Below are 25,353 nucleotides of genomic sequence, written 5' to 3' on the forward strand. Positions count from 1 at the left end.
GAACATGAGCTACACATTTAAAAACTTAACACAAACAGGCTCTGGCACAACAACATCAGATTGTAAGAGTGTTAACTTTCCTGTAGATTCATTTCTTGAAAATAGCACAAGATTATGTGACTTTTCATTTGTAGCAACAAGAAATTTTTCAGTCGGATCTAATACAAAGTCCCTCGGCCAATTTCCTTCTGTAGATGTATGTTCAACAAATGTAAGCTGACCTGAGTTTTGATCCACACTGAAAACAGCGATACTATTATGACCACGATTACCTGCATATACAAAATTGCCGTCAGAAGAAATATGAATAGCACTACCTTGACTATTTCCATCAACTTCTTCGGGAACGGTAGAAATATACTGTAATTCTGTAAAGGATCCTTCTTCCGAATGATACGCTAACACAATGACCTCTGAACTCAGCTCCGTCATCACATAGGCGTACTTTCCATTTGGATGAAAAGTAATATGTCTTGGACCACTTCCTGGTTTCACAGACAAGCTATTTACTTCTATTAATGTACTATCTTTTATTTCATACGTAATTAACTTATCAATTCCTAAATCAACACCGACCACATATTTTTCATCAGGAGTATATCCTGCGTAATGTGCATGTGGTTTTTCTTGTCTTTCTTTATTTGGACCTGAACCTTCATGCGCCATAATAGATGAGGCAGGATTTACAGTTCCATTTTCTTCAGTTACTTCAAAAGACTCAATCGTTCCTTTATGGTAATTCGCTGTAACTACTGTATGGTTTCCACTATCAACACTAATATGACAAGGAGAAGCACCTTCTACTACTTGTCTATTGTTCGCTTTTAGTTCTCCAGTATGACTATCAATAGAATAAGCAGCTACACCGCCAGATTCGCCTTCCTTAACAACGGAATAGAGATATTCATTATTTCGGTTAATCGTTACATATGTAGGGTTATCCAGCTTGGCCGCAAGTGTTACATTACTAATTTTCTTTGCTTCCATATCTAAAGTAAACTTGTATATTCCTTCGCTATTTTCTTTCGTGTAAGTTCCAACATATCCAATAAACTCTTTGTTATCCTTCATTTTCATAACCCTCTCTCCCTATATTTTTCATTCATCATACTTCTTAAAATATTTTATGTTGAATGAGTACCCTAAAAAAATTGGAGTACCTCTTTATACGTTACCATATTTTCCTGTTAAATAGGCTTTAAACCCACTTTTTTTGGTACGCTGCTATACTTTCATATTCTTCTTCCAATTGACGGGACAGACGAATATAGATTGGTGTTAAATCTTTATATTTTTCCACACTTTCCATGTTGGGTTCATGGTGGAAACTCGCACCTACCATTTCAGAAACTATATGCAACGTATCTACTTCACCTATACTATATAAACCGAGGATTGCAGCCCCTAAGCAAGAGCTTTCGAAACTTTCAGGAACATATACGTCTTGATGAAAAATATCCGCCATCATCTGTCTCCAAAGTTCCGACCTTGCAAAACCGCCTGTCGCTTGAATTTTTTTCGGTTCGCCAATTAGTTCTTTTAAAGCGAGAAGAACTGTATATAAATTATAAATTACCCCTTCTAAAACAGCACGGATAAGATGTTCTTTCTTATGATGCAATCCAAGTCCAAAGAAAGATCCTCGCGCATTTGCATTCCATAAAGGAGCTCTTTCCCCCGCTAAATAAGGATGAAATAATAAACCGTCAGATCCCGGATTAACTTTTGCTGCTATTTCAGTAAGCACTTCATATGGATCTTTTCCTAAACGCTTCGCAAGCTCAATCTCTGAAGTGCCTAATTGATTACGAGCCCACCTGAAAATCATACCACCGTTATTAACTGGTCCACCGATTACCCAATGGTCTTCAGTTAAGGCATAACAAAAAATTCTACCTTTTGGATCTGTTACAGGACCATTTGTTACAGCACGTATCGCACCGCTTGTACCAATTGTAACAGCCACAACGCCAGGATCTATTGCATTTACACCTAAATTGGATAGTACTCCGTCACTCGCTCCTACTATAAAAGGAGTAGAAACAAGTAAATTCATCTCATTTGCAAGTTCTTCATCTAATCCTATTAAACTGTGCGTCGTTGGAACAATTTTAGAAAGCTTTTCATTTGAAATTCCTGCAACACGAAGAGCTTCCTCATCCCAATTTAAAGATTTCAAATTGAACATTCCTGTTGCTGATGCTATAGAATAATCAATTACATACTCCTTATATAACTTATAAAAAACATACTCTTTAATAGAAATAAATTTATAACTTTTTGCGAACAATTCCGCCTGCTCATTCTGTAGCCAAACTAATTTCGAAAGTGGTGACATAGGATGAATTGGCGTTCCCGTACGAAGATAAATTTCATGACCATTCATATCATTCTTTATTTTCTCTGCCCAGCTTGCGCTTCTATTATCCGCCCAAGTAATACATTTCGTTAATGGATTCCCCTCTTCGTCTACAGCAATGACGCTATGCATTGCCGAGCTAAAAGAAACACAAAGAATATCGATTGGCTGTACTTTACTTGATTGCAAAGTTTCTTTAATCGTATGTATCACTGCTTGAAAAATCTCTTCTGGATCTTGTTCTGCTATTTCTGGCGCGGGAGAATATAAAGGGTATTCAATCCCATGGCTTGCGATAACAGATCCATCAATTGAAAATAAAACTGATTTTGTACTAGTTGTCCCAATATCTACACCAATTATATATTTCGAACCCACCATGTAACCCCTTTCAAAATATTCCTATAACAAAAGAACACTCTCCAAAATCTTTCTCGATTAAATATATACTTGAGAACACCATGTTTTATAAGAAAAAAAGACTCTCCCTTATGAGAATTATATGCTAACTAACTTTACTCTCATAAGGGGGTCCTTTTCATATCTATTGTGCTATTTTGAAAATGAATCGTTTCTTTATTATATTGCCGTTTTCACGTAATAAGATGCCAAACTCAAGATTAAGTTTACAGGATGAAATTACATAGAGCGTGGCCCTCTCTTGAAAAAGCAACTAGCGAAAACTTCACTTCATTATAATTTAGGAGCTTTCGCCCAATCCGCAGCAAACTTCTCAATACCTTGGTCTGTTAATGGGTGCATAGCAAGTTGTTCAATTACTTTATAAGGAATTGTTGCAATGTGAGCACCTGCCATCGCTACACGAGTTACATGATCTGGGTGTCTGACAGAAGCCGCAATAATTTGTGTATCTAATTGATGAACATCGAATAATTCAGCAATTTTCGCAACTAATAGTACACCATCTTCAGAAATATCATCTAAGCGTCCTAAAAATGGAGAAACGTACGTTGCACCTGCTCGAGCAGCTAAAAGAGCTTGGTTTACAGTGAAAATAAGGGTAACGTTCGTTTTCACACCTTTTTCAGTAAGATAGCGACAAGCTTCTAATCCTGCTAGCGTCATCGGAAGTTTTATCGTGACGTTTTTATCGCCACCGTTAATTTTAATTAATTCTTCTGCTTGAGCAATCATCTCTTCAGCTGTAACAGCATCTGGCGTTACTTCTGCCGAAACAGACTCAACTTTAGGTACTGCCTGACAAATTTCTGCGATACGGTCTTCAAACTTAACGCCCTCTTTTGCTACTAAAGAAGGATTCGTTGTAACACCAGCTAAAACTCCAAGTTTATATGCTTTTTTTATGTCCTCAAGATTTGCAGTATCAATAAAAAATTTCATGATCAATTCCCTCCAGTTTTTAAACGTTGATGAGTTACATGTTTAATATGCTTATCCCGTAAAAGGCCGATTGGTGTGGGATGAAGCCCCACTGATTAAAGTTTCACTTTATTTCTTTTCTACTGCATGTCCGCCAAATTCATTACGCAGAGCTGCTACAACTTTTCCTGTAAATGTATCATTGTCTAATGAGCGATAGCGCATTAATAGAGACATTGCGATAACAGGAGTTGCTGTTTGAAGGTCTAATGCTGTTTCTACTGTCCATTTCCCTTCGCCAGAAGAATGCATAACGCCCTTAATTTCATCAAGTTTTGCATCTTTAGAAAATGCATTTTCTGTTAATTCCATTAACCAAGAGCGAATGACTGAACCGTTGTTCCATACTCTTGATACTTTTTCATAATCGTAATCAAATTCACTTTTCTCTAGAATTTCAAATCCTTCACCAATAGCAGCCATCATACCGTATTCAATTCCGTTATGAACCATTTTTAAGAAGTGACCACTACCAGCTTTTCCAGCATATAAGTATCCATTTTCTACAGCAGTATCACGGAAGATAGGTTCAACGATGTCCCAAGCTTCTTGATCTCCTCCAATCATGTAACAAGCACCATTACGAGCGCCTTCCATTCCGCCAGAAGTTCCTGCATCCATAAAGTGAATGCCATCTTTCTTTAGTTGCTCATATCGGCGAATTGACTCTTTATAATGTGAATTACCCGCTTCAATTAAAATATCTCCTTTTGAAAGCAATGGTGTAACCTCATCAATAACAGAATCAACAACAGCGTGCGGTACCATAACCCAAAGAATTCTTGGTGATTGTAATGACTGAACAAGTTCATTTAAACTAGATACACCTGTAGCCCCATACTCTTTCATTTCTTCCACTGCACTCGTATTTAAATCGAATGCTGCTACTTCATGTTTATGATCCATTAAATTTTTCCCTAAATTTAATCCCATTTTACCTAAACCAATTAATCCTACTCGCATAATATAATTCCTCCGCAAATCATCTTTTATTAAAAATTCATATCACTACAATCTTGAATACCTTTTTGACATATCATTTTCAGCACTTATAAGTTGATATGTCCGGAAAGGTATTCACAGTCATAGCTTAAGAATTCAATACATTTTTTGTAATTTGAACAACATTTTCTGTCGTAAATCCAAATAGATTCATGACTTCAGCTCCAATTCCTGAAGCTCCAAATGTTTCAATTGATAGTACTTTTCCTTCTTGTCCTACATAACGCTCCCATCCAAGAGATACACCCATCTCAAGAGATACTCGTTTCGTTACAGAAGACGGAAGAACGGATTCTTTATATTCTTTCGATTGGCGATCGAATAACTCCCAGCTTGGCATTGCAACGATGCGGACTGAAACATGATCTTCTTCTAATTTTGCTTTCGCACTAGCAGCTAAAGAAACTTCAGAACCTGTCGCAATTAAAATCACATCCGGATTTTCATTTGTTTGCGTTAATACGTAAGCTCCTTTAGAAAGATTCTCTATGTTCGCTTTCGTTTCATTAAATATCGGTAAATTTTGACGGCTAAGTACTAAAACGACTGGACTATCCGTTTGCTGTAATGCATAAGCCCACGCACTCGCTGTTTCATTTGCATCTGACGGGCGGATAACTGTTAAACCTGGAATTGCCCGAAGAGCTGCTAATTGTTCAATTGGTTCATGCGTTGGACCATCTTCTCCTACAGCAATCGAATCATGTGTAAATACGTACGTAACAGGTAACTTTTGCAATGCAGCAAGTCGAATAGATGGACGAAGATAATCGTTAAATACAAAGAATGTACTTACGAACGGTTTTACTCCTCCATGAAGAGCCAGTCCATTCGCTGCCGCTCCCATTGCATGTTCACGTACACCGAAGTATATATTTCGGCCAGCATACGATTCTACCGCGTACACACCTTCACCTTTTATATCTGTCATCGTAGAATGAGAAAGATCCGCACTTCCACCGAAAATAGAAGGAATCGATTTCACATAATGATTAATAGCTTCCCCACTTGCAACACGAGTGGAAATCGTTTTTTCAGTATCAAAGGATAGAATGTCTTTCGCTTCGATTAAAACCTCACCTGTAATCGCTTTTTCTAATTCATCTGCTAGTGCAGGGTTTGATTCTCTATATACGTTGAACTGCTCATTCCATTCGTCCTCTTTTTCAATACCTTTTTGTTTCAAATCATTAAAATGAGCTGTTACTTCTTCAGGCACAAAGAAGTCTTCTTCATAATGCCAACCATACACTTGTTTTGTCGCTGTCGCTTCTTCTGCCCCCAGCGGGTTACCATGTGCTTTGTTCGTTCCAGCAACTTTTGGACTTCCATAACCTATAATCGTTCTAATTTCTATAAGAGTAGGTTGGTCCGTATTGTCTTTCGCTAATTGAATAGCCTTTGTAATAGCATCGACATCGTTTCCATCCTCAACTCTTACATATTGCCAATGTGCAGATTCTACCCTTTTCTGAATATCTTCAGAGAAAGCAATGTTTAATTCACCATCAAGTGAAATTTCATTTGAATCATACAGTACAATTAACTTGCCAAGTTTCATATGCCCTGCCATTGACATCGCTTCATAAGCGACACCCTCCATTAAATCACCGTCTCCAACTAAAGCGTACGTATTGTGATCTATAATAGAGTGACCATCCTTATTAAACTTCGCTGCTAAATGCGCTTCTGCCATTGCCATTCCGACAGCATTTGCAATCCCTTGTCCTAACGGTCCTGTAGTCGCTTCAACTCCAGAAGTGTGCCCAAACTCAGGATGTCCTGGTGTTTTACTATTTAACTTTCTGAAGCTTTTCAAGTCATCAATTGAAACGTCATATCCAGCTAAATGAAGTAAGCTATATAGTAGGCTCGATCCATGTCCCGCCGATAAAACGAATCGATCACGGTTAAACCATTTTGGATGATTAGGATTATGATTTAAATGATTCGCCCATAATGCATAAGCCATCGGTGCTGCTCCCATCGGAAGACCTGGATGACCTGAATTTGCCGCATTAATTGCATCAATTGATAACGTACGAAGTGTATTCACTGCTAATTGATTTATGTTTTGTGTCATAGTAATCGTCCCCCTAAATGCTTTCATTAAAGAAAGTACTTATTTTTCCGTTTCTTGATCTAACCACCATTTAAATCCACTTTCTTGCAATAGTTCATTAGACGCATCTGGACCATATGAACCCGACTCATATTCATGAAGTGGCAATAAGTTTTCCTCGAATGCTTCAAGAATTGGTTGTACCCATTCCCATGACAATTCAACTTCTCTCCAATGTGCAAAGAATGTAGCGTCTCCACTCACAGCATCATGAATGAGTCTTTCATACGCTTCAGGTACTCCCACATCCGCTTGCTCACAAGTAAAGTTAATACGGATTGGTTCAATTTCTCCATTTTTCAATGGATTTTTACTATTTAACTGTAATGAAACATTCTCACCTGGGCTAATTTCAATTATTAATAAGTTAGGTTCTGCATTTGGATTATTATCTTGATATTGCTGTTTTAACGTATTTTTAAATTCGATTACAATACGAGTAGACTTTTCTTTCATTCGTTTGCCTGTTCGTATATAAAATGGAACGCCAGTCCAAAATGGATTATCGATCCATAAGCGAGCAGCAATAAATGTGTCTATATTAGAAGAAGGATTTACTCCCGGCTCCTCTTTATATGCTACAACTTGCCCGCCTTTTATCTCTCCTGAAGAGTATTGTCCACGAATAATATGGTTCTGAACGTCTTCTTTTTTCACTTTACGAAGCGTCTCCATTACCTTTCGTTTTTCCTCTCGAATTTCACATGCGTTAATTTTTTCCGGCAGATTCATAGCAGTCATCATTAATATTTGTAACATATGATTTTGAACCATATCACGAATAGCTCCTGCACGATCATAATATCCTGCTCTTTCTTCAACCCCAACTGTTTCACTCGCTGTGATTTGTACATTCGCTATATGTTCTTTATTCCAAATCGATTGGAGAACAGGATTTGCAAATTCTAATGCTTCAAGGTTTTGAATCATCGGCTTACCTAAATAATGATCAATACGGTATATCTCGTCTTCTTCAAACGTGCGACTAAGTTTATCATTAAGCTCACGAGCAGATGTAAGGTCGTGCCCAAACGGTTTCTCAATCATTAGGCGTTTCCATCCATCCGTTTTATCAAGTCCGCTTTCCTTAATATTTAAAGCAATTGTCTCGAAAAATTCAGGTGCAACGGAAAGATAGAACATTCTATTACCTTTTATATGTAGTTCTTCTTCCCTTTCACGAACGACTTGTAATAATCTCTCATAGTCTTCCGGCTTACTCACATCTAATGGACAATAGCGGAAATTATCTAAAAAACCTTCGAGTTCCGGAGTACCTTCTTCCCTCTGACGAGAAAACGTCTCTATTGATTCTTTTATTCTTTCTTGAAAATCTTCATGAGATACTTGGCGTCTTCCAAGCCCGATAACGGATATTTGCTTTGGAAGCTTTTGATCTCTATATAAGTTATATAGCGCGGGGTAAATTTTTCGTTTCGCTAAGTCCCCTGTCGCTCCAAATAAAACAAAGGTCATTGATTCCAATTTTAGTCCCCCTCTTGTTGTATAATCCTGGTCAATATACTAAAAATGAATTGTACAAAAGCTCATACTCTTATACTTCCTGTTTTTATAAAAAACAAAGAGTTATCTAATTCCAATTCTTTTTATACCTTTCGCTCTCTCATTGTCCCCAATATTAATAGTGGCAATTCAAAGCATTTCTACTGCATTTTACTTATTTATTAGACCCAACAAAAAAATATTTATCTAATTACTTTTAGTAATTAAATAACCTTATATCTAGTATATTAACTACATAAATTATGACCGTCAATAAATATGTCTTGAATTAAAGATTTTTTATTTCGTAATACTTTTTTTGTGTATTCCTAGTTACCATTCATGTTCAAAGATAATGATCAATACAATAAATATCAGTTTCATCAAAATCTTTAATTAACTTTGTATTTAACTCGCGAACAGATTTTAAACTATGACCAAAAGGCTTCTCTATAATAAGACCTTTCAATCCTTTTGTGGCCCACAATCCACTTTCCTTAATATTTAAAGCAATTACATCAAATACTTCTGGTACAACAGATAGGTAAAACATGCGGTTTTTAGGAATGTTTAATTCTGTTTCACGCCTCTTTACAAGACTCAACAAATCTTGATAGTCCTCTATATTCGCTTTATCTAATTGACAATAACGAAATGTGCTAATAAATTCTTCTACTCCTGATTCGTCATCAGTAGATACTCTAGAAAATGTAGCAAGAGATTGTTCTACCTTTGTTTGAAATTCCACATCTGACATTACCCTTCTGCCAATACCGATAATAGAAATAGATTGCGGTATATTTTGATTACTAAATAGTTTGTATAAAGCAGGGTAAATTTTTCGTTTCGCTAAATCCCCCGTCGCTCCGAATAAAAGAAATGTCATTGAATCCATTACTTGTTCATTTCCATCTCTTGTAATACATTTTTATCTCCATATTGCATAAGTCCTATTGCTTTCATTCTTTCCACTCCTTTACAATGCAGGGAAATGAGGTAGTACTTCTTCTCCTAGCTCATCCAATACTTCGTCAGCCGGGCGTTTACCATCAAATAGAGCAAGGAATAAGTGATTCACACCAATACTTCGGTATATATCAAGCAATTCAATTAGTGCCTTACGTCCTGTACGGTAACCTAAACGGATTGGTGTAGGGCGTTCATTTGGATCTTCAGATAAGTCTAAATGCATCGGCTGTATAAATGGTTTGAATACATCTGGATGATAATCCTCTACTAGTTCTCTCCATTGTCCAATTGCTGCCGCCTGATGTACCGGACTACGTGGATAATACATCCATCCATCTCCATGTTCAGCGAACCATTCCATATTTTGCTGACTAAAACCTGTAATAAAGGTTGGAACATGCTTAGACGGTTTTGGAACTAAATTTGCACCATGCACTTCTCCTAGTGTCGACTGGATAGATGGGAAGTTTTTATACAAAATCTCTTCCAAGTAAGCAAACGCTTCTCTAAACTTTTCACCTCTTGTTTCATGACTAACACCTAACGCTTTAAAATCGGCACGTCGGTCACCGGATGAAACGCCGAGCATAATTCTTTCTGGAAATAGTTGATCCAATGTCGCAATTTCTTTCGCCACACGCAATGGATGACGAAGTGATAATACAGTTGCCGACGTTCCAAATGCGATTTTCTCTGTTTTGCTTGCTAAATACGTCAAATAAATCATCATATCGTAAATTTGACCTGTTGCAGGATCGCCAAAGTCAGGGTCTTGCAGCAAAACATCTCGAAGCCATACGCCTGTAAAACCATATTGTTCCGCTTTTTGTACCAGTTCTACTTGTTTTTCCATTGTTGGTGCATGAAACTGATAATTTTCAATCGGAATGTGAACTCCTAACGTAAGTTGATTTTTCGCAAACATACGATTATATCCAAAATGATTCGCAAACTTTTCCATGTGTTTCACTCACTTTCCTTCATTCATATAAATCTATAATTTTCTTTACTTTCGGTATTTTTTCCAAAATTCACAAACAATACTGTACACCTTGTTGCCGATGGTAATCGTATTACCCCAAACATAATCGTTATAACTTTGTGCTACGAGTGTTATTATAAATCGGTCATAACATGAATAACAGTACGTACTTTAAAGTGATGTAGGCACTTTTAAGTACCTATACTAAGTGAGTAATAATAAAGTGAAACTTTAATCAGTTGGGGTTTTGTTCATCCCCCACTGATTATTAGCCCTCACCAATCGGGCTTTTACAGGCGGCCTGACCCCCACATAACTTCTTTGCTTCCGCTGAATTTTGAGGTGGGGGTCTTACTGCCCGGCGAATAGCGGGATAAACGTAATTAATAAATCATGCTGTAAAAAATAACATCTATCCTTTCTTCAAAAAGCTTTACAGTTGCTTTTGCAAGTGCGTTACATCATTTCACACACTTTCCTCTTCTTTATATAAGATTCTCACTAGCCAAATTCAAAATATTATACTTATTTTTTGTGCTTTGCTATGCTATAACCACGAACAGGAGGTAATAAACAATGAAAGCACAAATTATCCATTCTTTTGGGGATTCATCTGTATTTCAATTAGAGGAAGTTTCAAAACCGAAACTTTTACCAGGTCATGTTCTAATCCATGTAAAGGCAACAAGTGTAAATCCAATCGATACTAAAATGCGTAGTGGTACCGTTTCAGCAGTCGCCCCTGAGTTTCCAGCTATATTACACGGAGATGTAGCTGGTATTGTTATTGAAGTAGGAGAAGGTGTTTCAAAATTCAAATCTGGGGATGAAGTATACGGTTGTGCCGGAGGTTTTAAAGAAACTGGTGGGGCACTTGCAGAATTTATGCTTGCTGATGCACGACTGATTGCTCACAAACCTAACAATTTAACAATGGAAGAAGCAGCTGTCTTGCCATTAGTTGCAATTACAGCTTGGGAATCTTTATTTGATCGTGCAAATATTAAACCTGGTCAAAATGTTCTCATTCATGGAGCTACTGGTGGCGTGGGACACGTTGCCATTCAACTAGCTAAATGGGCAGGTGCTAAAGTTTTTACAACAGCTTCTCAGCAGAACAAAATTGAAATAGCCCATCGTCTAGGAGCCGACATAGCTATTAATTATAAAGAAGAATCTGTTCAAGAATATGTTCAAAAACATACGAATGGCAACGGATTTGAAGTTATATTTGATACGGTAGGTGGCAAAAATCTTGATCATTCTTTTGAAGCTGCCGCAGTCAATGGAACTGTCGTAACAATTGCAGCTCGTTCAACCCATGACCTCTCTCCTTTACACGCAAAAGGACTTACTCTGCACGTTACTTTTATGGCGTTAAAAATATTACATACAGATAAACGTGACGCTTGCGGGGAAATTTTAACTAAACTAACGCAAATAGTAGAAGAAGGAAAACTTCGCCCACTGCTAAATTCTAAATCATTTACGTTTGATGAAGTTGCACAAGCACATGATCATTTGGAGTCGAATAAAGCAATAGGTAAAATAGTGTTGAATAACGTTTGGTAACTATAACTCGATAATATAAATAATGATTCATGCTGTTTAGCTTATTAAGCTTAATGCGTAGATTAATTGTACAAATGTTAAACAAGGCGATCAAAAATGATCGCCTTGTTCTTTTTAAAAATATAATAGTGTTTTTTCGGATTTCACCAATAGCATGTCCCTATCCCTAAATAGAGCGAATAACTCTACTATAACTAGACCGTATTATTACATTTGAATATTACTTATGAAATTTCACACGCTCTTCAAGCGGTTGGAATTCTTTTTCTCCTGGTGCAGCTGTTGGATTACCAAATGGCATTTGTGCAATTAGTTTCCAATTAGCAGGAACATTCCATTCTTGTTTTACCTCATCATCAATTAATGGATTATAATGTTGTAAAGATGCCCCTAATCCCTCTGCTTCTAAACCTGTCCACACGACTAATTGATGCATACCTGATGCTTGGTGTGACCAAATTGGAAAGTTTTCAGAATATGCAGCAAATTTTTCTTGAAGCGATTTAACGATAGCCTCATCTTCAAAGAATAGTACTGTTCCATAACCAGCTTTAAAGGAATCCATTTTTTGTTGCGTTCCTGAAAAATCTCCATCTCCAACTACTTTTCTTAATGTTTCAGTTGTAATATCCCATAATTTATTATGAGCTTCACCAAATAATACAACTAATCGCGCAGTTTGAGAATTGAAAGCTGATGGAGTATGTTTCACAGCAAACTCCACGATTTCTTTAATTTTTTCATCTGATACTTGTACCTCTTTATTAATTCCATAGTAAGTACGTCTTTCTTTCAGTGCAGTATAGAAATCTTTTGTCATGATTCATTTCCTCCTGAGTTCTAATATCCTTCAAAATGATACATTTCGAAGATAATATGCGTTTAAATGAGTTCATTTTTGAATCATTGAACTCCATAACACCAATTTGCCATTCATACTGAATCTAACTAAACCGCTTCATTTAAACCACTTCAGTTCACCTAAAAAACGTCTTATAACATCATTGATACAATCTAGTGATCATTCGATACTATTTTATCCATTCTCTATTAATATATCCTGCGTGTTTCATATTTACACAAATATAACTTTAACCAGCAAAAAAGCCAGGTGGCATGAATAACCCATTACCTGGCTTTTTACATTTTTAATTTAAATTCAACTAACCATTCTTAATGAATAGTAGTAAAAACTATACTCATTGCTTATTTAATAATTAACATCTCATAAGGATGTTGTTCCATAAATCTATTCTCCCAAGGAATCTCTAATGATGTCCAATTTGAACCACCGTCTACTGACTGATACACTCCTTTATTGCTAAACAGATAAAACGTTCCATCACTTGTTGCCTTTAATACTGGTATGATTGTGCCTTTAGGAGTTGGTAAACCTGCATTCATTTCTGCCCAAGGTTGATCTTTTTCTTTCTTATAAATAAATGATTCACAATTTCCATTATTGTAATCATGCGCTACGTGTGGATTTGAAGATGTTGCGATAATAATATTTTCTGGATCATTTGGGTTAACTGCCATTTGATATGCGTAATGATGCTTTAACCCACTACACATATAGTTCCAAGTCTTACCTCCATCATTACTCTCCGCATATTCTTGACCTGGTTCTTTCAAGAATGAATCACCTAACACCCCGTATAAACGATTTGGAGCATTGCGATGCGATTTAAGAATATGAATATCTTGAGGATAGTTCCCCTCTTTTTCCTCAGTCCACGTCATACCGCCATCTACACTTTTAATTAATCCCCCAACCTCAATCGTTGTATAAATAGTTTCTGGATTATTAGCATCAATTTCAATATGTTTTACGTGGTGCGTATATGTTCTTTGAGGAAAGAACCATGATGAATACGATGGCATTTGTCGATAATCCGTTAGCAATTCAAAACTGTCTCCTCCATTTTTGGATACAAACATGGCGCTCGGTTCAGTTCCTACATATACGATCCCGTTACCGTCATCACCCTTCTCTGGAGATACAGAAACTGCTGTAATAGCTCTCATATGAATAGCATTAGCTGGGAACACTTCACCAAAAGAAGGTAAAGTCCCAATCGCTTCCCATGAACTTCCTCCATCTTTGCTTCTCCATAACCCCCTATCAAAAGTACCACAATACATTCTTTCTGGGTCGTATGGATCTAAAGCTAACGCAACTGGATTAGCACCTACAAACTGCGATTGAACGCTCCATGTTGAGTCTTTTTTTTCTGCAATTACAAGCTCTCTATCAAACGCTAATATGAATTTTTCCATAATTAAAATCTCCTTGTTTCATAAATTTTCTACTATATTATTTAAATTTTGAACATTACAAGTTAAGAAAAGACATTTATATGCTATAGCATATAAATGATGAATTTTATAAGGAATATGTGATTAATAACTTACATTATATAATTTGTTAACTTCACATCAGTACGATGAACAAGATATCCTGTTAAATCATATAAGCCCATATGCCACCTCCAAACAACTTATAATATACATGCTATAGCATACATATTATAGAATGCATTATTTTATGTCAAACTTTATACTATTTTAAAATCAGTTTTCCACATAGCCTAAAACAATTCAAAAGTCATAAACAGAAACACTTTATTGAATAGAAACTATAAAAAAAGAGTGCAACTTTTTGCACTCTTTTTACTCATTTCTATTAGAAATCAAAGTTATCAGGATCTGGACCGACGCGGTGATTTTGATTTAACGCATCGATTTTTTCCATATCTTCTTTCGTTAATTCAAAGTTAAATACATCAGCGTTTGCAATAATACGGTGTTCTTTCGTTGATTTTGGAATTGTAATAACTCCATTTTGTAAGTCCCAACGTAGGATAACTTGCGCTGTTGTTTTACCGTGTTTATCAGCAATTGCTTGTAATGTTTCATTATCTAATAATTGACCTTGCATTAGCGGTGACCATGCTTCCATTTGAATACCTTGTTCTTTACAGAAAGCTTGTAATTCTTTTTGCGTTAAACGTGGATGGTATTCCACTTGGTTAATCATTGGCTTAATTTCAGCATCTTTTATTACATCTTGCAAGTGATGGATTTGGAAGTTACTTACACCAATTGCACGTACGCGCTTTTCTTTATAAAGTGTTTCTAACGCTCTCCACGTATCTTTATATTTTCCTTCTACAGGCCAGTGAACAAGATATAGATCTAAATAATCTAGTTTTAATTTTTTTAAGCTCTCTTCATATGCAGCAATTGTTTCTTCATATCCTTGATCTGCGTTCCATACTTTTGAAGTGATAAATAATTCTTCTCTGGAAATTCCAGTCGCTTCAATACCAGCACGGATGCCTTCACCTACAGCTGTTTCATTTCCGTAAATCGCCGCTGTATCGATGCTGCGGTATCCTGCTTTAATCGCTGATTTAATTGCTTCTACAAGTTCTGGTCCTTCTTCTACTTTAAATACACCTAAACCGAACCAAGGCATTTCTACACCATTATTTAATACTGTTTTACTTTGTAAGTTTTTCATTTTATTTTCTCTCCTTTTATTTTGCTTGATCTCTTTTTTCTAATGTCATACTCCATGCTGTTAAAATAACAGCACCTACTACCATAATGCCGCCTACCCAAGCCGTATGAATTAACCCTAACGAGTTCGTTACAATACCGCCTAAATAAGCACCAAGAGCAATCCCAGCATTAAACGCCGCAATATTAATTGCCGATGCAACATCGACAGCACTCGGTACAAATCGTTCAGCTAACATTACGACATATACTTGTAACCCTGGAACATTCATAAATGCGAATAGTCCCATGAAAATAATTGTGATTAACCCAGCTACCTTAAATGGTGCTGTAAATGTTAAAACAAATAATATAATCGCTTGAATAAAGAACATGTAAAATAGCGCTCGAATTGGATTATGATTCGATAATTTCCCGCCAATCACATTCCCTATCGCAATGGCGATTCCATACACTAATAAAATGATAGTAACCGTATTTGCTTTAAATCCTGTTACCTCTTGTAATAACGGAGATAAATACGTAAATGTTACGAATGTCCCCCCATATCCTAATGCAGTAATGATGAAAACTAGTAACAGTCTTCCATTCGTAATCAATTTAAATTGATCGCGGAATGATACAGACGTACCTTTTTTCATATTCGATGGAATGAGAATACTATTTGCGATTAAGGCAATAATTCCAATTACTACAATTGCTAAAAATGATGTTCTCCAGCCAAATTGTTGACCAATAAATGTTCCAATTGGTGCCCCTATAATAGTCGCAACTGTTACGCCCGTAAACATAATTGCAATCGCGCTAGCACGTTTATTTTCTGGTACAAGTGCCGCAGCAATCGTTGAACCAATTGACATAAACACACCATGCGAAAGCGCAGACACAATTCGCGCAATAAGTAATACAGTGAAACTTGTTGCGACAGCTGCAATTCCGTTACCAATAATGAAAATAACCATAATCCACATTAATAACGTTTTTCGTGACATATTAGCTGTTAACGACGTTAATACTGGAGCACCAAACGCTACGCCTAACGCATATAAAGAAACTGTTAAACCAGCTGTTGTAACCGACACATGTAAATCTTCCGAAATAGATGGTAATAAACCGACACTAACAAATTCAGTTGTCCCAATCCCGAACGCACTAATTGCTAGCGCTAATAGCGCAAATATACTTCTTCGATTCGTCTGAAATTCTGAAGACGATGCTGTATATGAATTCAATTGAGTTTCCCCTATTCCCTATAATTCCTATCATAATAGTGCGATAAAAAAGCCTTTTTATCTTTCAAAAAATATATTTAATCTCTACAAACGCTATTATGAATGGTTTCATTCTCTTTTTAAAGAACGCACTTTAAAGTACGATAGGCATTTTTTAGTACCGTACTTCTTACTTTTCTCTTGCATGTACTATTATGAAATACATTTAACATAATGAATAGTACGTACTTTAAAGTGCTGTAGGTACTAAAAAGTAACATAGTTAATTACTAGTACCATAAAGCTTGTTTCCCTCTCACATGTGCTATTATGAATGATATTTAACATAATAAAAAGTACGTACTTTAAAGTACTATAGGTACTAAAAAGTAACATTTACATAACCTAGCTTATTTTGCTCAAAAATTGAAATCTACATTCCACGAGGAAGGCTTTCATATAAAGAAATACACTTTTCCGATAGAGGCAACTTTAGAGGATATTGCTTAAAAATATAAAGGATTATATTCATTACCGCAGACAAATATCAAAAAAGGCAAAAACGAACAGAAATATGTTCATTTTTGCCTTTTTATTTAATCATTAAAATGTACGACTTTTGGAAAGGAAATCTGCATTAGCTCCCGTTACACCACTTTGTCCCCAGTTTCCTGGAATCATTTCACGAATAAGAATTAGCACTTTATCCATAGGTGCATGAGTATATTTAGATGTCACTTGTGTAAGTTCGTTTACCCACTTATCCTTTGTATCTTGATCAAATGTATTCCATATATCAATCTTAATAATAGCCATTCCATCAACGTTACGACCCGGTGTATCGTAAGACTCTTTTGTCTCCCAATTGGACACCCTACTTTTCTCAGCAAAGGTAGCATCACTTGCTACAGCCCCAGCTTTCCCCCAATTTTCTTTCTCAAGTTCAGTTATCAACACTTGAATTTTGTCAGGGACAATTTTTAATAGTTTTGTTGTAAGTTCAGTTACATTATAAATGAATTCCTTTTTTTCTTCTGTTGACATGGTCGGCCAAGTATTTAGCTCAATTAATGGCATAGTATTGCCCCCTAAAATTTATTATTTATTCATTAACTACAACTACTGGTTTAAATGATTTTTAACTGCTCTTATAACCAATTCATGATCTACTTCTGGTGGTAATCCTGAGACTGTTATCATCCCAATAACCCCTACGTTTTTTATTTGGATAGGAAAGCATCCACCAAACGCAGCGTATTCCGAAGTATCTAAAAGATATTTTTCATTATAAGAGATTCCAGTTATTTCACTTTGTATCTGCATATAATACGAACTATGATTATGCAAAGAAACGACTCGTTTTTTACGCTCAATCCATTTCGTATTTTCCTCAGTTGTCCCTGTCATCTTAAAATGAAATAATTGCACACCATTTTTCGTTATATCAACAGCAATCAATTTCCCCTCTCGCTTTGCTGTTTCAACGATAAATAAACCTATTTGCAAGGCATCTTCATTTGTAAAAGAGGAAAATTGAAGTGTTTCCTCCTCTTTTAAAATTTGTTTACTTATTTCATTCAAATTTGAAGTACTCATATCTTTAACCTCCATAATTGTTTTATGCCAACCGACATTTCCCTGAAATTATTAGGCCATATAGTACAACCTTTCAATCAATCTGATTCTGAATAAAATGCTGTAACACCGTTGGTAACTAGTACCGTAAAGCTTGTTTTCTTCTTACTGGTGCTATTATGAATGATATTCAAAGTTATAAAAAGTACTATTCTACTTATCCCTATCTTACAGAGACTATTATGAAATATATTTAACATCTTAAAAATGTATGTACTAAAGAATAATATTTTTCATATCAAACTTTTTTGCTTAATGGCTGTAATTCAAATTCATCAAATTTTTGTATCAAGACAAATGAAAAATAAAAAGAATCTAGCCGATACTAGATTCTTTTCCGATCAAAAAACACTCTTATATTTCTCGTGTGTTGTTACAAACGACTTAGAATAGAACTCCTACTAAAGGCTCATTTTAATTACAGTAAAAGATTGGTGAAACAAATACACTACACCACCTAAAAATAGGAGGCAACAAAAATGAGTGAAAAAACAGCAGGATTCTCACAAGTAAATCACGTGGGAATTACAGTAAGTAATTTAGAAAAATCTATCGTTTTTTATGAAGCATTAACAGGTAAGAAAATATCAAACATCGATGAAATTGGCGGAAAGAGAATGGCGGAAAGAGAATGGCGCAAACCCAAGGACTTGAAGATACTCGTATTAAATATGCCAACCTACACTTAGACAATTTGAATATCGACATTCTAGAATACGTTGTCCCTAAATCAGATAAAGCCTCTTACTCAAATGATCAAATTAGTGCGATGCATCTTTGTTTTGAAGTAGAAGATATCGATGCCGCTGTAGAACGTCTAAAAGCAATTGGAATAGAACCAGATGGAGAACCTATTGTCTTCCAAGAAGATGATGGCTTGAAATCTGGATTTGGTACAGGTGTTGCCTACTTCCGTGATCCAGATGGTACTAATTTAGAGCTAATTGCTCCAAAAGGTCCATTTAGACGTGACTAATTACAATAAGCTGCCCATTTGGACAGCTTATTTACATAATTTTCGTTATTGGCAGTGAAATGACTTTACACATCTAAGCTATTGATGATAGATAATATTTGATGAATGGAACTATTTAAAACCAAAGGATTGATTTTACAGAAACTTAAAAATACAAATAGATATCATATTTATTATAATTTTTAAACTCCCCCATTAACTAGCTCTTTTATCGAGTTTAATTTTGAAGAAAGCTCAATAAACCATTCTTCATCCCCTGTTAATAATGCTAGATCTATAAGATAAAGAATTTGCTCCTTATTGATTACCTTTGATTCAGGGAGTTTGTTAACGTGTTTACTAAAGAGTAAAATCGCTTCGTTTATTGTGTACTTGTCGTCACGTTTCACAATGCTAACTGTAACTACATCTTCCACTTTATCAAGGGATACAATGTAACCAACTATGAATTCACCCTCATTTGATATTCCACGAACCCAATCTCCTACTTTTAAAACTTGATTATTATTTGACATCATAATTTTTCACCTTCTTATAAATATTTTTTGTGACGATATAAAAGATATAAGAACGAAATCGAACTGTAATATTTTTCATTACATTTAAGTATTAAGAACTCACGGCTATATAATCTTTAAGCCGCTTAACGTTCTTGATTAATAAGATCAACAACTTCTTTCATTGTATAATTCTTTAAGTATTCACCTAGATGCTCTTCCGCGCCTAAGAAAATGGCAAAAAGAACTTTTCGCATGTTCGATCCTACAACACACTGATCATTCGATTCCGGACACTTCGGCTGCAATGCACCTTCAGAGGTTATTTGATAAATATGCCAGAGATTAACTTCACTTAAATCACGAGCGAAAATAAAACCTCCACCAGTTCCCTCTTTTGATTGTATGAACTTATGTTTTTTTAACAAACTTAGCACTTTTCGAATGCGTACTGGATGAACACCTGCACTTTCTGAAATAGCACTACTTGTTGACATCCGGTCTGGCTGTAAAGCTAAATAAGTTAAACTGTGAATGGCCAAGGTAAAGTCGCTGTTCATTGTTTTCCTCCTATGATCAAAAATGTTGTTTCTCGTATATTAACATACTGTAGCCATAAATATTACAGATAGGTTGGTCAAATGTTAAAATATATATAAATAATTCTTACCATAAAAAATAAATTCCTTTATATTCTATCCGAACTCGCCTATATTCCATAACTTCATTTAGCTTTTTAAGTTAAAAATACATTTAAAGGCTCCATTGTTTCTTCACTTGTTCTTCTGCCAACTGTTTAATTTTTGTCCATATCGTATTTTTGCTTACAATAACATTTGTTTGATAGTTTCTATCGTTATAATTAACTGTTACGCATACTTCTATCATTTTCTGTTTCCTCCTTTCAAATTTTTTTATATTTAATTGCTGAAAAGTCTTGGATTTAGTTATAATCTCTAACCTACAACTTCATTTTTTAAATAATCAAATTTAAAAATCCCACTGTTTTTTGACTTGTTCTTCTGCCAATTGTTTAATTTTTGTCCACACCGTATCTTTACTTACAATAACATTTGTTTGATAGTTTCTATCTTTATAATTAACTGTTACGCATACTTCTATCACCTTCTGTTTCCTCCTTTCAAAAAATTTCTCTTTCATACTATTACTTATTAATTAGCCAACTTTTGCAGTTCAATATTTAAGAATGTTCGAACGCTACGTGGTAAAAATTTACGAATTTCTTCGTCATTAAAACCAATCTGTAATCTTTTCTCGTCCAGCATAATTGGGCGACGCAACATTAGCGGATGCTCAATTATTAATTTATAAAATTCATTCAGCGAAAGCTCATCTATATTTATATTTAAGTCTTGAAAAGTTTTGGATCTAGTTGAAATAATTTCAGTAGCACCCTCTTCAGTTAAACGAAGAATGGATTTAAGTTCATCCACTGTCATAGAATTGGAAACGATATTTTTTTCAGTATAATCAATTTGATTCTCTTCAAGCCATGCTTTCGCTTTTCGACATGAACCACAGCTTGCTGTTGTATATAAAACCACCATATTTCACTCACTCCTTTAATTTTCTTTATGAAACGTACATTTTAAATATCTGTTATTGAAATGTATTAAAAAAGATTACAGTTCAGAAACAAATACACGTAATCTTATTTATTCGGCAATGTTTCGTTTCTTTTCATGCTTCTTTTATAAAATTATTGAAACTACATTTTACAGACGATGACCACTCACTTTTAAAAATCTTACTGTAATTTTATACATTACAGTAAGATTAATCAACTGTTAAGTCTTGGAGTAATTAATCATTTTTTGTGTGAATTTCCCCATAGCGTTATGGCGAACCAATTTCCAATGCACTTCAAAATACATTTTATTCATTTCTTACTTACATGTGCTATTATGAAATATATTTAGCAAAATAAAAAGTACGCACTTTAAAGTATTATAGGTACTAAAAAGTAACGTATGCATTTTCAAGTGCCGTTCTGCTTATTTCTCTCTTACATCGGTTATTATGAACGATATTTAGCACAATAAATAGTACGCACTTTAAAGTATTATAAGCACTAAAAAGAAATAATTTTAGTATGTGAATCCAAAACTGTAATCTAAATTTATCAAAGGAGTTTTTTATGAAGACATATAATATTCCTGTCGAAGCAACTTTAGAAGTTATTGGTGGAAAGTGGAAAGTCGTTATCCTTTGCCATTTAAAGAAAGGAACAAAAAGAACGAGCGAATTAAAACGTTTAATGCCTGGTATTACTCAAAAAATGTTAACACAACAATTACGTGAATTAGAAGAAGATGATGTAATTCAAAGAAAAGTATATGACCAAGTGCCACCGAAAGTAGAGTATTCTTTAACCGATTACGGTTCGTCTTTAGGAGCGATACTCGATTCCCTCTGCAGTTGGGGAGAAGTTCACCTTGAAAAAAATGGGAACACGTCCATGCTTATTACAGCTGATGAATAATAATCGTTCCTACTATATTGAAGATATAAAAATAGGTTGAAGCAATACTTGCCCCAACCTATTTTTTATGCCTCTTTATAACTTTTTGCGGTAATGACTGTTTCGAATTCAAAGGTTTCCGGCAAATGATCGGCGTAAGAGTACTCAAAAGTGCGTCCATCCGTTAAGTAGGCCACTTGTTCAACTCTCATTAGAAAATCTTGATTTGTTAAGTTCATAAATTGCTTTTCTTTATCATCTGGGCGAATTCCTTTGACCCTGACAACGGATGTCCCTACTTCAAGGCCTAGTTTATTTTGAATGTGCGAGTATATCGACTCCTCTAAAACTGAAGCTTCAACACCTGGGATGACCAAAATGGGCATCCATGTATGCTCCATAATCGTCGGAATGCTGTGAATGATGCGGAGGCGAATGATTTTATAGACAAAATCACCAACGGAAACCCCCAATTTTTCAGCAACTATTTCATCGGCACCTACAATCATAAACTCGATAACTTTACTTTCTACCTCACTACCGTAAACTGCTTTCGTACCTGTTAAAGTTTGAATCATTCGGGCCTTTTCCTGCTGACGCCAATCTTGAACCACCGTTCCACTTCCGCGCCGGCGAATGATGTAGCCGTCTCTAACTAGCAAGTCCAGCGCCTTTTTAATAGTAAGAACTGAAACGCCAAATTCTTCAGCAAGGACAGGGCTACTCGGGATTTTTTCGTTAATTTTATATTCAGCGTCTAAAATTTGCTGTTTAATTTTTTGATAAATGCCGAGGTATTTTACTTGCGTTGATCCACTTGCCACTTCCCTACCTCCTTTTATGCTTAACTACCTTCTATTCGTTCCAATTTAAAGCTTCAAGTTTGTAAACTGAAGGTGATAATGCAGCAAATCCGTTTTCCAAAATTTCAATATTCGTTACTGCTTCTTCGTCTTTCACAAGTTTTGGTGCACCATTTACGATTGTTTCATACGCTGCATCATAGAAACGACCGTAATCACCAAGCGGCGTTTTAATTTGTTTTTCAATCCAGTCACCGTTTGCGTTGCGATATTTAGCAACTCCATAGTACATCGGGGAATCTTCACCAAAGCCCGCACTCTCAGGCATAACACCCGCTTTCAGATCATTTTCCTGCTGATCTTCGCCGTATTTAATAAATGATCCGTTTGTTCCATGAACAATAAAGCGTGGATAATCTTTCGCTACAACATGGTTGGTTTTCAGTTTAATTTTCAGCTGATTTCCGTAATGTAGATCAACATCGAAATAGTTATCAACCGCACCTTCCACTTCATTATTACGAATATCGTATGTCACCGTATTCGGACGGCCAAATAGTGAAATCATGCGGTCCATCGTATGAATACCTAAACTGTAGAATGAACCTTCTTCTTTTGGACCTTCGTGAGTGATTGAGCCTGGACGGAAGTAATCAATGTGCGATTCAACCTCAACAATATCACCAAGGAATCTTTGTTCAACAACTTGCTTCACAGCTAAGAAATCACCATCAAAACGGCGGTTTTGGTAAGGCATAACTACTACACCTTTTTCCCGGCCTATAGCTAATAATTCTTTAGCATGTTCAACTGTATCGCAAAATGGTTTTTCAACGATAACTGATTTTCCAGCAAGTATAACTTTTTTCGCCAATTCGTAGTGCGTGTGCGCTGGCGTGCAGATCGTCACTACTTGAATTTCTTTGTCATTCAACAATTCGTCCAAATCAGTGGTGAAGTAAACACCTTTTTTCTGATATGGAGCTGCTAATTCTTCATTAATATTGCGGGCAAAAATCGTTTTTACTTTTATATTTTCACGTATTTTTACATAAGGTAGGTGATAACGGTTAGCTGATTTTCCAAATCCAATAAAGCCCATTGTCAATGTCATGTTCTTCAACTTCCTTGCTCATAAATTTCTGTTTCTACATTTATTATATATTTTTATTACTAAAAGTATATAGTTTTGATTTTTAAATTATATATTAAATAAAAAATTCATCATTGCTAAAACAGCTATTAATCTGGTGTAGATTCTTACTTTTCACCATTGTAACTTTCTAAAGTTGTATACTGAAAAACACCACCTCGTCATTAGGTGGGGTTTTCAATATTACATATAGAGATTTCACTTAACTGTAGTATTTTTTCTATCTATGCATCGTTCTCCCCATGCAGTTAATTGATTTAACACATTTTGTAAAGACCACCCATAATCAGTTAGGGAGTATTCTACTCGGGGCGGAATTTGTTTGTAAATTTCACGTGTAATTACACCGTCTTCTTCCAGCTCACGTAGTTGCTGCGTCAACATTCTAACAGAAATTTCAGGAATCAAACGTTGCAACTCGCTCGTTCGCTTCGTTCCTTTCGTTAAGTGGCATAAAATGACGACCTTCCACTTTCCCCCGATGATTTCTAAAGTTGCTTCTATAGGTATATTATATTGTTTCACGCGTTCTCCTCTCCTTTTTTATAAATTCCCTCTTTATTGTTGCGTAAAACTACATAATTTTCTATACGGCACATTTTAGTTCCTACAGCACAAAAAAGTACCTATATTACAAAAAAGTAATTATATCGCTAAAAAATCTCCCTCTATATACATGACAAAACAAAAAAAACGAACGTATTTCCGTTCGTTTTTTTCTTTTTTATTCTGCTGCTGTTATGAGCATAGACGTGTTCCCATTCTTTTCAAGATGATTTTCTCCCCAATTACAAAGAGAATCGAGTATAGAATCTAAAGAATGGCCGTAATCCGTTAAAGAATACTCTACTTTTGGCGGTACTTGATTATACACTTTTCTTTCAATTACACCATCTTCTTCTAATTCGCGTAATTGTTGTGTTAACATCTTTTGTGTAATACCAGACATTAATTGTTTTAATTCGCACGTTCTCTTTTTGTCTTTCTTTAAATGACAAAGGATAACTACTTTCCACTTTCCACCGATAACCTCTAAAGTCGCCTCTACAGGAATATTGTATGTTTTCATATAAAAATCTCCTTTAATAATGTTATAAGGCAATTAAGCTAAAGATTTAAATATTACTTTTAAGTATCTATAGCACCTTAAAGTACGTACTT

25 protein-coding genes and 2 pseudogenes are annotated in these 25,353 nt (G+C 35.4%); 3 read left to right on the forward strand and 24 right to left on the reverse strand.

The window, feature by feature from the left end; translation table 11 throughout:
- Positions 1-9: 9 nt before the first annotated feature.
- From JDS80_RS06640 to JDS80_RS32095, 9 genes and pseudogenes are all read right to left on the reverse strand, one after another.
- Positions 10-1,077, reverse strand: coding sequence for a lactonase family protein (locus JDS80_RS06640; RefSeq protein WP_430634470.1), 1,068 nt, complete (start codon positions 1,075-1,077; stop codon positions 10-12).
- 121 nt (positions 1,078-1,198) lie between these two features.
- Positions 1,199-2,740: a gluconokinase gene (gene gntK / locus JDS80_RS06645; RefSeq protein ID WP_199637589.1), complete on the reverse strand. Its 1,542-nt coding sequence runs from the start codon at positions 2,738-2,740 to the stop codon at positions 1,199-1,201.
- Between the two features lie 312 nt (positions 2,741-3,052).
- The gene (gene fsa / locus JDS80_RS06650) at positions 3,053-3,721 is read right to left on the reverse strand and encodes a fructose-6-phosphate aldolase (protein ID WP_000667692.1); all 669 of its coding nucleotides are present in this window, start codon (positions 3,719-3,721) and stop codon (positions 3,053-3,055) included.
- A gap of 108 nt (positions 3,722-3,829) precedes the next feature.
- A complete protein-coding gene (gene gnd, locus JDS80_RS06655; protein ID WP_071747477.1) occupies positions 3,830-4,723 on the reverse strand; it encodes a phosphogluconate dehydrogenase (NAD(+)-dependent, decarboxylating) in 894 nt (297 codons plus the stop codon).
- Between the two features lie 127 nt (positions 4,724-4,850).
- Entirely contained in the window at positions 4,851-6,845 is a 1,995-nt protein-coding gene (gene tkt, locus JDS80_RS06660) for a transketolase (RefSeq protein ID WP_199637591.1), read from the reverse strand.
- A gap of 39 nt (positions 6,846-6,884) precedes the next feature.
- Positions 6,885-8,369: a glucose-6-phosphate dehydrogenase gene (zwf, locus tag JDS80_RS06665; RefSeq protein ID WP_199637593.1), complete on the reverse strand. Its 1,485-nt coding sequence runs from the start codon at positions 8,367-8,369 to the stop codon at positions 6,885-6,887.
- A 364-nt stretch (positions 8,370-8,733) separates the two neighbouring features.
- Positions 8,734-9,282 (reverse strand): glucose-6-phosphate dehydrogenase, encoded by a 549-nt coding sequence (locus JDS80_RS06670; protein WP_199637595.1) that lies wholly within the window; start codon positions 9,280-9,282, stop codon positions 8,734-8,736.
- An 81-nt stretch (positions 9,283-9,363) separates the two neighbouring features.
- A complete protein-coding gene (locus JDS80_RS06675) occupies positions 9,364-10,317 on the reverse strand; it encodes an LLM class oxidoreductase (RefSeq protein WP_071747481.1) in 954 nt (317 codons plus the stop codon).
- Positions 10,318-10,472: 155 nt separating this feature from the next.
- A pseudogene (locus tag JDS80_RS32095) lies at positions 10,473-10,674 on the reverse strand (hypothetical protein).
- A gap of 240 nt (positions 10,675-10,914) precedes the next feature.
- Here JDS80_RS32095 and JDS80_RS06680 point away from each other — a divergent pair.
- A complete protein-coding gene (locus JDS80_RS06680; protein WP_098888726.1) occupies positions 10,915-11,910 on the forward strand; it encodes a zinc-dependent alcohol dehydrogenase family protein in 996 nt (331 codons plus the stop codon).
- Between the two features lie 220 nt (positions 11,911-12,130).
- Here JDS80_RS06680 and JDS80_RS06685 read toward each other — a convergent pair whose 3' ends face one another.
- From JDS80_RS06685 to JDS80_RS06710, 6 genes are all read right to left on the reverse strand, one after another.
- A complete protein-coding gene (locus JDS80_RS06685) occupies positions 12,131-12,730 on the reverse strand; it encodes a nitroreductase family protein (RefSeq protein ID WP_199637597.1) in 600 nt (199 codons plus the stop codon).
- 386 nt (positions 12,731-13,116) lie between these two features.
- Positions 13,117-14,190, reverse strand: coding sequence for a WD40/YVTN/BNR-like repeat-containing protein (locus tag JDS80_RS06690; RefSeq protein WP_199637599.1), 1,074 nt, complete (start codon positions 14,188-14,190; stop codon positions 13,117-13,119).
- 406 nt (positions 14,191-14,596) lie between these two features.
- Positions 14,597-15,436, reverse strand: a complete 840-nt coding sequence (locus JDS80_RS06695; protein ID WP_199637601.1) for an aldo/keto reductase — start codon at positions 15,434-15,436, stop codon at positions 14,597-14,599.
- Positions 15,437-15,452: 16 nt separating this feature from the next.
- Complete coding sequence (locus tag JDS80_RS06700; protein WP_199637603.1) at positions 15,453-16,667, reverse strand: MFS transporter; 1,215 nt, start codon at positions 16,665-16,667, stop codon at positions 15,453-15,455.
- A gap of 582 nt (positions 16,668-17,249) precedes the next feature.
- Positions 17,250-17,723 (reverse strand): tautomerase family protein, encoded by a 474-nt coding sequence (locus JDS80_RS06705; RefSeq protein ID WP_071747487.1) that lies wholly within the window; start codon positions 17,721-17,723, stop codon positions 17,250-17,252.
- A 42-nt stretch (positions 17,724-17,765) separates the two neighbouring features.
- Positions 17,766-18,242 carry a heme-degrading domain-containing protein gene (locus JDS80_RS06710; protein ID WP_242477347.1) on the reverse strand — a complete coding sequence of 159 codons (477 nt, stop codon included), beginning with the start codon at positions 18,240-18,242 and terminating at the stop codon, positions 17,766-17,768.
- A gap of 518 nt (positions 18,243-18,760) precedes the next feature.
- Between JDS80_RS06710 and JDS80_RS06715 the strand changes: the two are divergent.
- Positions 18,761-19,257 (forward strand): annotated as a pseudogene (locus tag JDS80_RS06715) (VOC family protein).
- Positions 19,258-19,439: 182 nt separating this feature from the next.
- Here the strand turns inward: JDS80_RS06715 and JDS80_RS06720 are convergent.
- From JDS80_RS06720 to spxA, 5 genes are all read right to left on the reverse strand, one after another.
- Positions 19,440-19,775, reverse strand: a complete 336-nt coding sequence (locus tag JDS80_RS06720) for an IDEAL domain-containing protein (RefSeq protein WP_071747490.1) — start codon at positions 19,773-19,775, stop codon at positions 19,440-19,442.
- Positions 19,776-19,900: 125 nt separating this feature from the next.
- Positions 19,901-20,314, reverse strand: coding sequence for an Rrf2-family transcriptional regulator SaiR (gene saiR / locus JDS80_RS06725; RefSeq protein ID WP_071747491.1), 414 nt, complete (start codon positions 20,312-20,314; stop codon positions 19,901-19,903).
- A 193-nt stretch (positions 20,315-20,507) separates the two neighbouring features.
- Positions 20,508-20,642, reverse strand: a complete 135-nt coding sequence (locus JDS80_RS06730) for a BA3454 family stress response protein (RefSeq protein ID WP_071747492.1) — start codon at positions 20,640-20,642, stop codon at positions 20,508-20,510.
- Between the two features lie 102 nt (positions 20,643-20,744).
- A complete protein-coding gene (locus JDS80_RS06735; protein WP_000573519.1) occupies positions 20,745-20,879 on the reverse strand; it encodes a BA3454 family stress response protein in 135 nt (44 codons plus the stop codon).
- A gap of 47 nt (positions 20,880-20,926) precedes the next feature.
- Positions 20,927-21,322, reverse strand: a complete 396-nt coding sequence (gene spxA / locus JDS80_RS06740) for a transcriptional regulator SpxA (protein WP_000261180.1) — start codon at positions 21,320-21,322, stop codon at positions 20,927-20,929.
- A gap of 590 nt (positions 21,323-21,912) precedes the next feature.
- Here spxA and JDS80_RS06745 point away from each other — a divergent pair.
- Positions 21,913-22,257, forward strand: coding sequence for a winged helix-turn-helix transcriptional regulator (locus tag JDS80_RS06745; protein ID WP_061131035.1), 345 nt, complete (start codon positions 21,913-21,915; stop codon positions 22,255-22,257).
- 65 nt (positions 22,258-22,322) lie between these two features.
- Here JDS80_RS06745 and JDS80_RS06750 read toward each other — a convergent pair whose 3' ends face one another.
- The 4 genes from JDS80_RS06750 to JDS80_RS06765 all read right to left on the reverse strand — a co-directional run bounded on the left by JDS80_RS06750 (position 22,323) and on the right by JDS80_RS06765 (position 25,261).
- Complete coding sequence (locus JDS80_RS06750; RefSeq protein ID WP_199637607.1) at positions 22,323-23,060, reverse strand: UTRA domain-containing protein; 738 nt, start codon at positions 23,058-23,060, stop codon at positions 22,323-22,325.
- 31 nt (positions 23,061-23,091) lie between these two features.
- The gene (locus JDS80_RS06755) at positions 23,092-24,153 is read right to left on the reverse strand and encodes an oxidoreductase (RefSeq protein ID WP_199637609.1); all 1,062 of its coding nucleotides are present in this window, start codon (positions 24,151-24,153) and stop codon (positions 23,092-23,094) included.
- A 237-nt stretch (positions 24,154-24,390) separates the two neighbouring features.
- Positions 24,391-24,717, reverse strand: a complete 327-nt coding sequence (locus JDS80_RS06760; protein ID WP_071747496.1) for a winged helix-turn-helix transcriptional regulator — start codon at positions 24,715-24,717, stop codon at positions 24,391-24,393.
- A gap of 199 nt (positions 24,718-24,916) precedes the next feature.
- On the reverse strand, positions 24,917-25,261 hold the full coding sequence (locus tag JDS80_RS06765; protein WP_000860819.1) for a winged helix-turn-helix transcriptional regulator: 345 nt from the start codon (positions 25,259-25,261) through the stop codon (positions 24,917-24,919).
- Between the last annotated feature and the right edge of the window lie 92 nt (positions 25,262-25,353).

Source organism: Bacillus cereus group sp. N8 (assembly GCF_016483685.1).
In the GTDB taxonomy this organism is placed as follows: domain Bacteria; phylum Bacillota; class Bacilli; order Bacillales; family Bacillaceae_G; genus Bacillus_A; species Bacillus_A proteolyticus.